Below are 12,369 nucleotides of genomic sequence, written 5' to 3'. Positions count from 1 at the left end.
AGCACGGCGGCAGCTTCGACATCCTGACCTGGCATACCTTGCCGCTCGGTGGCACGGCGCAGACGCTGATCTTCTTCGCGTTCCTGGCCGCATTTGCGGTCAAGGTGCCGATGTGGCCGGTGCACACCTGGCTGCCCGACGTACACGTCGAGGCCCCCACCGGTGGATCCGCCGTGCTGGCAGCGATCATGCTCAAGCTCGGTGCCTACGGCTTCCTGCGTTTCTCGATGCCGATTGCACCCGACGCGGCGCGCGAGTGGGCCTGGCTGATGATCGCGTTGTCGCTGATCGCCGTCATCTACGTCGGCCTGGTGCCGATGTTCCTGATCATCGGGGTGTGGGGCGGCGCGCGCCGGGTCTATGCGGCTTTCAAGTTCTTCCTCTACACCCTGCTGGGATCGGTGCTGATGCTGGCCGCCATCCTGGCGATGATCGGGATCGCGCACACCTCCTCGATCCCCGAGCTGATGGCCTACAAGTTCGCGCCGCAGGTGCAGACCTGGCTGTGGCTCGCGTTCTTCGCCTCGTTTGCGGTGAAGATGCCGATGTGGCCGGTGCACACCTGGCTGCCCGACGCCCACGTGGAGGCCCCGACCGCCGGCTCGGTGATCCTGGCCGGCATCCTGTTGAAGCTCGGCGGCTACGGCTTCATGCGCTTCTCGCTGCCGATGTTTCCGCAGGCCTCGGAGATGTTTGCGCCGCTGGTCTTCGCGCTCAGCGTGATCGCCATCGTCTACACCTCGCTGGTCGCCTTCCGGCAGGTCGATATCAAGAAGCTGATCGCCTATTCCTCCGTCGCCCACATGGGCTTCGTGACCATGGGCATCTTCAGCGGCAACGCCCAGGGCGAGCAGGGCGCGCTGTTCCAGATGCTCAGCCACGGGGTGATCTCCGGCGCGCTGTTCCTCTGCGTGGGCGTCGTCTACGACCGCATGCACACCCGCGAGATCGCCTTCTACGGCGGACTGGTCAGCCGCATGCCCTGGTACGCAGCGGTGTTCATGCTGTTCACCATGGGCAATGTCGGCCTGCCGGGCACCTCGGGCTTCGTTGGCGAGATCCTGACCATGGCCGGGACCTATGAGGTCTCCACCTGGACCGTGGTTATCGCCGCGACGGGCGTGATCTTCTCGGCGGTCTACGCGCTCAGCCTCTATCGGCGCGTGGTGTTCGGCGAGATGACCAACCCGGCGCTGGCCGGCATCACCGATCTGGACTGGCGCGAAGTGGCGATCTTCACGCCCCTGGTCGTCTCCACCCTGGTGCTGGGCGTGCATCCTTCGCTGGTGTTCGACCTGACGCAGACCTCGGTCGACAACCTGGCCAGCGTGTACCGCGCCGCGATCGGCCGTTAGGACCTCAGCGCCGATGACCTTCTCACTCGATTTCGCCCTGGCCGCGCCGGAAGTGATCCTGGCGGCGGCCGCTCTGATCCTGCTGGTGTGGGGCGCGTTCCAGCCGCGGGCGGGCGCGATCTTCACGCTGGCGGCGATCGGCGCGCTGGTTGCGGCCGGCGTCGCCGCGGCCACCGGGCCGCTCGGCCGCGGGTTCGCCGGCGGCCTGATCGCCGATCAGGCCTCGGTGTTCGCCAAGGTGGCGATCTATGCGGCCAGCGCGATCTGCATTCCCCTCGGCCAGCGCTGGTTCGAGCGGCGCGGCGTGCACAATTTCGAATTCCCGGTGCTGATCCTGCTGGCCGCGCTCGGCATGGGCATGATGGTGTCGGCCGGAGACCTCATCTCGCTCTATGTCGGCGTCGAGCTCCACTCGCTGGCGCTCTACGTCCTGGCGGCCATGCACCGCGACAACGCGCGGGCCTCCGAGGCCGGGCTGAAGTACTTCGTGCTTGGCGCGTTGTCGTCCGGTCTGCTGCTCTACGGCGCCTCTTTGATCTACGGCTTCGCCGGCTCGACCGTGTTCTCCGACATCGCCGTGGCGGTACAATCGGGCGCGGGGACCGGCGTGCTGTTCGGCCTGGTGTTCCTGTTGTGCGGCCTGGGATTCAAGGTCTCCGCTGCGCCGTTCCACATGTGGACGCCCGACGTCTACGAGGGCGCGCCGACCCCGGTCGTGGCCTTCTTCGCTTCCGCACCGAAGCTCGCCGCCATGGTGCTGTTCGCCCGCGCCCTGGCCGAGGGCTTTCCCGGCGCCATCGCCCAGTGGCAGCAGGTGCTGGTGGCGCTGGCGCTGATGTCGGTGGCGGTCGGCGCCTTCGCGGGGCTCGCCCAACGCAACCTGAAGCGGCTGTGGGCCTACTCCTCGATCGCCAACGTCGGTTACGCCCTGCTGGGCCTGGCCAGCGGCACCGGCGAGGGCGTGCAGGCCATGCTGATGTTCATGATCCTCTACATGATCGACGTCACCGGCTTCTTCGCCTGCCTGGCGGCGCTGTCGCGCCAGGGCCGCGACATGGAGACCATCGACGACATGGCCGGCCTGTTCCGCGAGCGGCCAGGCATCGCCCTGGCGATGAGCGCCTTCGCGCTGTCGGCCCTGGGTCTGCCGCCGTTCTCCGGCTTCTGGGCGAAGTACTATGTGTTCAAGGCGGCCATCAACGGCGGCCTGGGACTGGCTGCCGTCATCGGCCTGGTCGGCAGCGTCGTCGCCGCCTTCTACTATCTGCGCCTGCTCAAGGTGATGTGGTTCGACGACACGGCCGGCGCCACCGACAAGCCGCCGGTCGAAGCCAAGGCCATCGCCATCAGCTTGGCGCTGTTCTCATTCCCGCTGGTGATGGGTGCGCTGGTGGTCCTGGATCCGCTGGCCAAGACCGCGGCCGCCGCGCTCGGCCTCGGCTGAGGCGGCCTTGGCCCACCCGCCGATCGAAGCCTACGAGGAACTCGCCTCAACCAACGCCGAAGCCCGGCGCCGCGCCGAGACCGGCGACAGCGGGCCGGTGTGGATCACCGCGGCGCGCCAGACAGCGGGCCGTGGACGACGGGGGCGCGATTGGAGCACGGGTGAGGGCAACCTCGCCGCGACTCTGCTCATGCCATGCGCAAAGCCGCCGGCCGAGGCCGCGCAGATCAGCTTCGTCGCAGCCCTCGCCGCCCATGACCTGGCGCAGGCCTGCCTGGGCGTGGGCGCCGCCAGCCTCAAGTGGCCGAACGACCTGATGATCCACGACCGCAAGGCGGCGGGCGTCCTGGTGGAGTCCGGACAGTCGGCGTCCGGCCTGTGGCTGGCGGTCGGGATCGGCGTGAACCTCGCGCGCTATCCCACTGATGTCGAGCGGCCGGCGACCGCGTTCGCCGAGCACATGGCGGGCCACGCGCCGGCGCCGCTGGCGGCGCTGGAGGTCTTGGCTAATGCTTTCGAGCGCTGGCGGGAGATCTGGGAAGCGCAAGGCTTCCCAGCCATCGCCAACGCCTGGACCGCGCGCGCGCACGGTCTCGGCAAGTCCTGCGAGGCTCGCCTCCACGACAGCATCGTGGCGGGGATCGCCGAAGGTCTGGACGACGACGGCGCGCTGCGGCTTCGATTGCCCGACGGCGGCCTGACGCGGATCACCGCCGGCGACGTGTTTTTCGGGAGGGCTTGAGCTCCATGCTGCTGGCGATCGAACAGGGCAACACCAACACACTGTTCGCGGTGCACGACGGCGCGTCGTGGATCGCCCAATGGCGTGCGGCCACCGACTCCAGCCGCACGGCGGACGAATACGCCGTCTGGCTCTCGCAGCTCCTGGCCATGGCGGGGTTGCAGATGGGGGTGATGGACGCCTGCATCATCTCCAGCGTCGTGCCGCAGTCGATCTTCAATCTGCGCAACCTGGCCAGGCGTTACCTCCAGGTCGAACCCCTGGTGATCGGCGAGAACGCCGAACTCGGCATTCAGGTGCGCATCGACAAGCCGTCCGAAGCCGGCGCCGACCGCCTGATCAATTCGATCGGCGCGCACATCGTCTATCCCGGCGACCTGATCGTTATCGACTCCGGCACCGCCACGACCTTCGACGTGGTCGCCGCCGACGGGGGCATGGAGGGTTGCGCCATCGCGCCCGGCATCAACCTGTCGATGGAGGCGCTGCACGCCGCCGCCGCCAAACTTCCTCGGGTCGCCATCCAACGCCCGCAGGGCAACACCTCGATTGGCAAGGACACCGTGGCGGCCATGCAATCGGGCGTATTCTGGGGCTATGTCGCCCTGATCGACGGGCTTGTGGCCCGCATCAAAGGTGACTGGGGAAAACCCATGACGGTGATCGGCACGGGCGGGGTCTCCTCGCTGTTCCAAGGCGCGACGACCTCGATCGACCACTTCGATCCGGACCTGACCATCCGCGGCCTGCTCGAGGTCTATCGCCGCAACATGGCCAAGCCATGAGCCGCGCCAAGGAAGAGCCCGAACTCGTGTTCCTGCCGCTGGGCGGGTCGAACGAGATCGGGATGAACTTCAATCTCTACGGCTTTGGTCCGCCGCACGCGCGCAAGTGGATCGTCGTCGACCTGGGTGTGACGTTCGGCGACCAGACGACGCCGGGCGTTGAGATCATCCTGCCAGACCCCACCTTCATCGAGCAGCATGCCGACGACATCCTGGGCGTGGTGCTGACCCACGCCCACGAAGACCACATCGGGGCCGTCGCCTGGCTGTGGCCGCGCATCCGCGCGCCGCTCTATGCGACACCGTTCACCGCCTATCTGTTGCGCGAGAAATTGCGCGAGGCGGATTTGCTGGACGAGGTGCAGATCACCGAGGTGCCGCTGGGCGGCACGATCAAGCTCGGGCCGTTCGACATCGAGCTGATCACCCTGACCCATTCGATTCCCGAGCCGAACGGCCTGGCGATCCGCACGCCGCTGGGGGCGATTCTGCATACCGGCGACTGGAAGATCGACCCCGACCCTGTGCTGGGCGGCGTCACTGACTCGGACGCCATCCGCCGCCTCGGCGACGAGGGCGTGCTGGCCATGGTCTGCGATTCGACGAACGTGTTCGTCGATGGTCGCGCCGGATCGGAGGCCGACGTGCGCGACGCGCTCGCCAAGCTGGTGGGCGGTCTGAAGGGCAGGGTGGCTGTGGCCTGCTTCGCCTCCAACGTCGCGCGGATGGACAGCGTAATTCGCGCGGCGGAAGCCGCCGGACGCAGGGTGTGCCTCGTCGGCCGTTCGATGATCCGCATGGCCGCCGCCGCCAAGTCGGTCGGACTGATGAGCGACATCAAGCCGTTCATCAGCGAGCACGAGGCCCGTCACCTGCCTGACCATGCCGTGCTCTACCTGTGCACCGGCAGCCAGGGCGAACCGCGCGCGGCGCTGTCGCGCATCGCCGACGGCACGCATCCGCATGTCGCGCTGGGCGCGGGCTCCTCATGCGTGTTTTCGTCTCGGGTGATACCCGGCAACGAAATCCCGATCCGCAACCTGCAGGACAAGCTCGCCGACCGCGGCGTGCGCCTTTACACCGAGCGTGATCACCCAGGCATCCATGTCTCCGGTCACCCATGCCGCGACGAACTGGCCGAAATGTATCGCTGGGCGCGGCCTACCATCTCGGTGCCGACCCACGGCGAGCGCCGTCACCTGCTGGAGCACGCCGCCTTCGCCCGCGACCTGCAGGTCCCGCAACAGGTCGCGCCACGCAACGGCGACATGGTCCGCCTCGCGCCTGGCCGCGCCGAGATCATCGACGAGGTTCCCGCCGGCCGACTCTACGTTGACGCCGGCGTGGTCACTCCCGAAAATGGCGAGGCCCTGCGCGAACGGCGTCATGCGGCGTTCAACGGCGTGCTGACCGCGGCAATCGTGCTCGACGGCCGCGGACGCATGGTGGCGGGGCCCCAGGTGCGTGCGCTTGGCTTGCCGTCGGACGAGGACTATCCGATCGACGAGGCGCTGGACGATCTGGCGCAGGAGGCCGAACGCGCGCTGGCTCGCCTGTCCGGCGATGACCGTGAACGCGACGAGCACGTCGAGACGGCGGTGTCGCGCGCGCTGAAAAAGGCGAGCCAGCGCATTTGGGGCCGCCGGCCGGTTGTCGAGACCACAGTTCTGCGGATCTGAAACCACCTGTCTTTGTGGCGATTAGGCGCCCGTTAAGCATAGTCGGCCGAGATGGTGTTCCCGTCCAACCAGCCGATTCCCGTGCTCGCCCGCTTCAAACCTTATCTGTCGACCGCCGGCCTGGCGTTCCTGATCTTCTACTTCGGGTTCCACGCGTTCACCGGGGATCGCGGGCTGCTGACCTCTGGCCAGCGCAACGAGACTCTCGCCGCCAAACGGTTGGAATTGACGCAACTGCAGATTCAGCGCCGCGATCTGGAGGTTCGTGCCCGATTGCTACGCGATGCGAGCCTGTCTGCGGACCTTCTGGAGGAACGCGCCCGCTCGCTGCTAGGCTACAGCGACCCAAGAGACTATGTGATCCGTATCCGGCGATGATGGCCTGAGCCCCTTGGGGGCTTTGGAAATTGGCGCTACGACACGATAAGTCGCATCCTTGGGGAGACGTTGATGGCGCGCGCACGAGCTGCCGCAAAACCTGGCGGCAAGACGACCAAACCGGAGGCGAAAACCGGTAAGGACGACCTGCTCGGCTACTACCGCGACATGCTGCTGATCCGACGGTTCGAGGAACGCGCTGGCCAGCTCTACGGGATGGGGCTGATCGGCGGCTTCTGCCACCTGTACATCGGCCAGGAAGCCATTGCGGTCGGCGTCCAGGCGATCAAGAAGCCCGGAGACCAGGTGATCACCGGCTATCGCGACCACGGCCATATGCTGGCCTGCGGCATGGACCCAAGAGAGGTGATGGCCGAACTGACCGGCCGCGCCGGCGGCTCGTCGCACGGCAAGGGCGGTTCGATGCACATGTTCTCCACGGCGGCCGATTTCTACGGCGGCCATGGGATCGTCGGCGCGCAGGTGAGCCTGGGCACCGGTCTGGCCATGGCCAACCGCTATCGCAACAACGGCAACGTCAGCTTCACCTACTTCGGCGACGGCGCCGCCAACCAGGGGCAGGTCTACGAGAGCTTCAACATGGCCGAGCTCTGGCGGCTGCCGGTCGTCTATGTGATCGAGAACAACCAGTACGCCATGGGCACCTCGATCGAGCGGTCCTCGGCGGAGACCGAGCTGTTTCGCCGCGGCGCCTCTTTCCGCATCCCCGGCGAAGTGGTCGACGGCATGGACGTGTTCGCCGTGCGGGACGCAGCCGCCAAGGCCGCCGAGCATGCGCGGGCGGGCGAGGGTCCGTACATCCTGGAAATGAAGACCTATCGCTACCGTGGCCACTCGATGAGCGACCCGGCCAAGTACCGGACCCGGGAAGAGGTCGACGAGGTCCGCAAGACGCGCGATCCCATCGAGCACCTGCAGGAACTGATGGCGCGCCAGGGCGTCGCCGACGACGCAGCGCTGAAAGCCATCGACGCGGACGTGAAGCGCATCGTCGCCGACGCCGCCGAGTTCGCCCGCACCAGTCCCGAACCCGATCCTTCCGAACTGTATACGGATGTCTATCTGGAGGCCGCCCGTTGACCGACATCCTGATGCCCGCCCTTTCCCCGACGATGGAGGAGGGGACGCTCGCCAAGTGGCACGTGAAGAAGGGCGACGCGGTGAAGAGCGGCGACATCATCGCCGAGATCGAGACCGACAAGGCGACGATGGAGGTCGAGGCGGTCGACGAAGGCGTGGTCGAGGACATCCTGGTGCCGGAAGGCACCGAGGCGGTGAAGGTCAACACCCCGATCGCAAGACTCGGCGGCGAAGGCGCGCCAGCCGCTGCGCCACCGCCCGTCCAGCCCGCGCCCAGGGCGGACGGCGATGAAGCCGACGCCGCGGGCGATCCGGAGAAAAAGCCTCCCGCCGAAGCCAGGACACGCCCCGAAGGCGAGGGTCCCGCGGCGGTGACGCCCGCAGAACCGCTGCGCGATCCCGAGCTGCCGCAAGGCGCGACGCTGACCAAGGTCACAGTGCGCGACGCGTTGCGCGACGCCATGGCCGAGGAGATGCGCCGGGACGAGAACGTGTTCCTGATGGGCGAGGAGGTCGCCCAATACCAGGGCGCCTACAAGGTCAGCCGCGGCCTGCTGGACGAGTTCGGCGAGCGCCGGGTGATCGACACCCCGATCACCGAGCACGGCTTCACCGGCCTGGGAGTCGGCGCGGCGATGGCCGGGCTGAAGCCGATCGTCGAGTTCATGACCTGGAACTTCGCCATGCAGGCGATCGACCAGATCATCAATTCGGCGGCCAAGACCCTGTACATGTCCGGCGGCCAGATCCGCTGTTCGATCGTGCTGCGCGGCCCGAACGGCGCCGCCTCGCGCGTGGCCGCCCAGCACAGCCATGACTATTCGAGCTGGTACGCCAACGTGCCCGGCCTGAAGGTCGTAGCGCCCTATGACGCCGCCGACGCCAAAGGCTTGCTTAAGGCCGCGATCCGCGATCCCAACCCCGTCGTCTTCCTCGAGCACGAGATGCTTTACGGCGTCGAGTTCGACGTGCCCGACGTCGACGACTGGATCGTTCCGATCGGCAAGGCGAAGGTCCGTCGCACAGGGGCCGACGTGACGATCACCGCCCACTCGCGGATGGTCGGCCTGGCGCTGAAGGCCGCTGAGGAGCTCGCCGCCGAAGGCATCGAGGCCGAGGTGATCGACCTGCGCACCCTACGGCCGCTGGACCACGAGACAGTCGTCGAGAGCGTCAAGAAGACCGGCCGGCTGGTCACGGCCGAAGAAGGCTGGGGCTCGATGGGGGTCGGCGCCGAGGTGATCGCCCGCGTGCTTGAACACGCTTTCGACTATCTGGACGCCCCGCCCGCGCGGGTCTGCCAGGAGGACGTGCCGTTGCCCTACGCGGCCAACCTGGAGGTGCTCTCGCTGCCGTCGGTGGAGAAGATCGTGCAAGCCGCCAAGGCTGTGTCCTACCGATGAGCGAGAGCCTGCCCCTGACCTGGTTCGCAGGGGGGTGTCACTGCGGCGGCGTGCGTTTCGAAGTCGCGCTGCCGCCTGTGGTCGAAGCCCAGACCTGCAACTGCTCGATGTGCGCCAAGACCGGCTTCTTGCATGTGATCGTGCCGGAGAGCCGCTTCCGCCTGATCAAGGGCGCCGATCGGCTGGCCGAGTACACGTTCAACACACGCGTCGCCCGCCACCTGTTCTGCAGCGAGTGCGGGATCAAGAGCTTCTACCGACCGAGATCCAACCCCGACGGCTGGTCGGTGAATGGGCGCTGCCTGGACGAGGCGGATGGGCTGGAACTGAACATCACCGCCTTCGACGGCCGCAATTGGGAAGCCAACAGCGGCCTGCTGGCTCATCTGTCGCGGGAGCCGTCATGACGCCGGCGTCCACCCCTTATGATCTCCTGAACGCAAATCCCCTGACCGATTCGGGGCGGCTCGGCCGTCCTGTGCGAGCCTGCGCCGCGTCGCGCTGCTCCGCGACCGCCTGAGGAGTCCTTGATGCCGATCGACGTCCTGATGCCCGCCCTATCTCCGACCATGGAGGAAGGCACGCTCGCCAAATGGCACGTGAAGAAGGGCGATGCGGTGAAGAGCGGCGACATCATCGCCGAGATCGAAACCGACAAAGCCACGATGGAAGTCGAAGCCGTCGACGATGGCGTGGTCGACGAAATCCTGGTGCCGGAAGGCGCCGAGGCGGTGAAGGTGAACACACCCATCGCCAGGCTAGCCGGGGAAGGCGAGGCTGCGCCTGCCGCCGAGGCTCACGCTGCTCCGCCGGCCGCGGCTCCGCCTAAGGCTTCAGCCCCGACGCCAGCGCCGGCCGCGCCTGCGCCATCCCCACAACCTTCGGTCGCTGTCGGCCCAAGCGTGAAGGCCGGCGCAGCGCGGGTGTTCGCATCCCCGCTCGCCCGCCGCATCGCTGAGCAGAAGGGTCTGGACCTCTCGACGCTTGCGGGCTCTGGGCCGCATGGCCGGATCATCAAGCGCGACGTCGAAGCTGCTCAACCGGGCCAGGTCGCGGCGCCTCAGGTTGGAGCGCCCAGGGACGCTCCGCGCGGGGAACCGCGTCCGGTCCAGTCGCTGCAGCAGATGGGCATTGCGGAGGGCTCCTACGACCTCATTCCGTTGGACGGTATGCGCAAGACCATCGCGCGGCGGATGACCGACAGCTTCCGCGACGTGCCGCACTTCCCTCTGTCCGTCGACATAGAGCTGGACCGTTTGCTGGAGGCCCGCAGCCGGATCAACGCGGTGCTGGGCATCAAGGTCAGCGTCAACGACATGGTCATCAAGGCCGCCGCCAGCGCGCTGAAACGCTATCCGGCGGCCAATGCGTCGTACTCGCCGGAAGGCATCGCCATGCACCACCATGCGGACATCGCCATGGCGGTGGCCATCGACGGCGGCCTGATCACCCCGATCATCCGCGCCGCCGAGACCAAGGGGTTGGCCCAGATCGCCGCGGAGACCCGAGACCTCGCCGAGCGCGCCCGCGACCGCAAGCTGAAGCCCGAGGAGTTCCAGGGCGGCACCTTCTCGGTGTCCAACCTGGGGATGTTCGGCATCAAGTCCTTCGCCTCGATCATCAATGAACCGCAGGGCTGCATTCTGTCGGTGGGCGCGGGCGACAAGCGCCCTGTGGTGCGCGGCGATCAGATCGCCATCGCCACGGTGATGACGGTGACGCTGACCTGCGATCACCGCGCCGTCGACGGCGCGACCGGCGCGCGCTGGCTGGGCGTGTTCAAGAGCCTGATCGAAGACCCGATCACGATGATCGTTTGAGAATCTGAGAGCACCCATGGACTTCGACGTCATCGTTATCGGCGCGGGCCCGGGCGGCTATGTGACCGCGATCCGCGCCGCGCAACTCGGCATGAAGACCGCCATCGTCGAGCGTGAGGCGCTGGGCGGAGTGTGCCTGAATTGGGGCTGCATCCCCACCAAGGCGCTGCTCAAGTCGGGCGAGGTGTTCGAACAGCTCGGCCATTTGGGCGACTACGGGCTCAGCATTGAAGGGGCGAAGTTCGACTTCGCCAAGATCGTCGAGCGCTCGCGCAAGGTGGCGATCCAGCTCAGCGCCGGCGTCGCCTTCCTGATGAAGAAACATAAGATCGAGGTGATCGACGGGACCGCCAACCTCGAGAAGGGTTCGCCCGCGCCAAAGGTCAACGTGGCGTTGCGATCGGGCGGCGCGCGCAGCCTGCAGGCCAAGCATGTGATCTTGGCGACCGGCGCGCGGGCCCGGGTGATTCCTGCCGCTGGTCTTGCTCCAGACGGCGACCGGGTCTGGACCTACCGCGAGGCGATGGTCCCGAAAGCCTGCCCCGAATCGCTGATCGTCGTGGGCTCTGGCGGCATCGGCATCGAGTTCGCCAGCTTCTATCGCGCCCTGGGCGCCCAGGTGACGGTGATCGAGGCGCTGCCGCGCATCCTGCCGGTGGAGGACGAGGAGGTTTCGAGCGCCGCGCGCAAGGCGTTCGAGAAGCGCGGGCTGGCGTTCCGGGTCGGCGCCAGCGTCAAGGCGCTCACCAAGACCAAGACCGGGATCTCGGTCGAGCTGGAAATCGCCGGCAAGCGCGAGACGCTGGAGGCCGAGCGGGCCATCGTCGCAGTCGGCATCGACGGCAATGTCGAAGGCCTGGGTTTGGAAGCGCTGGGTGTGAAGATCGATCGCGGCCATGTCTCCACTGACGGGCACGGAGCGACTGGCGTCGCCGGCCTCTACGCCATCGGCGATGTCGCGGGACCGCCCTGGCTGGCCCACAAGGCGAGCCACGAAGGCGTCCACTGCATCGAACACATCGCCGGCCTGCCGGGCTCGAACCTGTCGTCGCCGATCCCAGGCTGCACCTACTCCAATCCGCAGATCGCCTCGGTCGGTCTGACCGAAGCGCAGGCCAAGGAGAAGGGTGAGATCAAGGTCGGCCGCTTCCCGTTCCGCGTGAACGGCAAGGCGATCGCCTCCGGCGAGACTGAGGGCTTCGTCAAGACGGTGTTTGACGCCAAGACCGGCGCGCTGCTGGGCGCGCACATGATTGGCGCTGAAGTCACCGAGATGATCCAGGGCTTCGCGCTGGCGATCACGCTCGAGGCCACCGAAGCCGACCTGCACGCCACCGTCTTCCCGCATCCCACGATGAGCGAGGCGATGCACGAATCGACCCTCGACGCCTACGGCAAGGTGCTGCACCTCTAGGCGTTACGCCACGCGGCTGCGGCCGGCCGGGGTCGCGGCCTCGACCATCCGCTGTACGGCGACGTAGTCGGTCTTGCCGGTGCCCAGGACCGGCACGGCGGTCACCTTGAGGATCTTGCGGGGCGCGGCGATCTCCGGCGCGCCGACGCTCTGGGCGTGCGTCAGCAGGGCGGAAGCCTCGGCGTCGCGCTGATCGGTGACCAGCACCAAGCGTTCCCCCTTCTTCGGGTCGGGCATCGCCACCACGG

At 67.4% G+C, this 12,369-nt stretch carries 11 protein-coding genes and 1 pseudogene; 11 read left to right on the top strand and 1 reads right to left on the bottom strand.

The genetic code is table 11. The features are described from left to right. The 11 genes from Q8M88_RS06255 to lpdA form a co-directional block, all read left to right on the top strand. The coding region (locus Q8M88_RS06255; RefSeq protein ID WP_305595475.1) for an NADH-quinone oxidoreductase subunit M at positions 1-1,355 on the top strand (1,355 nt) is incomplete at its 5' end. 13 nt (positions 1,356-1,368) lie between these two features. After that, on the top strand, positions 1,369-2,799 hold the full coding sequence (gene nuoN / locus Q8M88_RS06250) for an NADH-quinone oxidoreductase subunit NuoN (protein WP_305595473.1): 1,431 nt from the start codon (positions 1,369-1,371) through the stop codon (positions 2,797-2,799). A 7-nt stretch (positions 2,800-2,806) separates the two neighbouring features. Then, the gene (locus tag Q8M88_RS06245; RefSeq protein ID WP_305595471.1) at positions 2,807-3,541 is read left to right on the top strand and encodes a biotin--[acetyl-CoA-carboxylase] ligase; all 735 of its coding nucleotides are present in this window, start codon (positions 2,807-2,809) and stop codon (positions 3,539-3,541) included. Between the two features lie 5 nt (positions 3,542-3,546). Beyond that, complete coding sequence (locus Q8M88_RS06240) at positions 3,547-4,326, top strand: type III pantothenate kinase (protein WP_305595479.1); 780 nt, start codon at positions 3,547-3,549, stop codon at positions 4,324-4,326. Next, a complete protein-coding gene (locus Q8M88_RS06235; protein WP_305595468.1) occupies positions 4,323-6,005 on the top strand; it encodes a ribonuclease J in 1,683 nt (560 codons plus the stop codon). The genes Q8M88_RS06240 and Q8M88_RS06235 overlap by 4 nt, the downstream gene beginning before the upstream one ends. A gap of 81 nt (positions 6,006-6,086) precedes the next feature. Next, positions 6,087-6,383, top strand: coding sequence for a septum formation initiator family protein (locus Q8M88_RS06230; protein WP_305595477.1), 297 nt, complete (start codon positions 6,087-6,089; stop codon positions 6,381-6,383). 72 nt (positions 6,384-6,455) lie between these two features. Next, a complete protein-coding gene (gene pdhA, locus Q8M88_RS06225) occupies positions 6,456-7,484 on the top strand; it encodes a pyruvate dehydrogenase (acetyl-transferring) E1 component subunit alpha (RefSeq protein WP_305595463.1) in 1,029 nt (342 codons plus the stop codon). Continuing rightward, positions 7,481-8,887: a pyruvate dehydrogenase complex E1 component subunit beta gene (locus Q8M88_RS06220; protein ID WP_305595461.1), complete on the top strand. Its 1,407-nt coding sequence runs from the start codon at positions 7,481-7,483 to the stop codon at positions 8,885-8,887. The genes pdhA and Q8M88_RS06220 overlap by 4 nt, the downstream gene beginning before the upstream one ends. Further along, positions 8,884-9,294 (top strand): GFA family protein, encoded by a 411-nt coding sequence (locus Q8M88_RS06215; protein ID WP_305595459.1) that lies wholly within the window; start codon positions 8,884-8,886, stop codon positions 9,292-9,294. Before Q8M88_RS06220 ends, Q8M88_RS06215 begins: the two co-directional genes overlap by 4 nt. A 123-nt stretch (positions 9,295-9,417) precedes the next feature. Next, positions 9,418-10,707 (top strand): pyruvate dehydrogenase complex dihydrolipoamide acetyltransferase, encoded by a 1,290-nt coding sequence (locus Q8M88_RS06210; RefSeq protein ID WP_305595457.1) that lies wholly within the window; start codon positions 9,418-9,420, stop codon positions 10,705-10,707. 16 nt (positions 10,708-10,723) lie between these two features. After that, entirely contained in the window at positions 10,724-12,121 is a 1,398-nt protein-coding gene (lpdA, locus tag Q8M88_RS06205) for a dihydrolipoyl dehydrogenase (protein WP_305595456.1), read from the top strand. Between the two features lie 3 nt (positions 12,122-12,124). On the opposite strand, the pseudogene Q8M88_RS06200 reads toward lpdA, so the two are convergent. Next, positions 12,125-12,369: pseudogene (locus Q8M88_RS06200) on the bottom strand (2-acylglycerophosphoethanolamine acyltransferase); the annotation flags it as partial.

The sequence above is a fragment of the Phenylobacterium sp. genome (assembly GCF_030693805.1).
Lineage (GTDB): Bacteria > Pseudomonadota > Alphaproteobacteria > Caulobacterales > Caulobacteraceae > Phenylobacterium.
The sequence above is the reverse complement of the archived record's forward strand: the minus strand, read 5'-3'. Positions and strand labels throughout refer to the sequence as shown.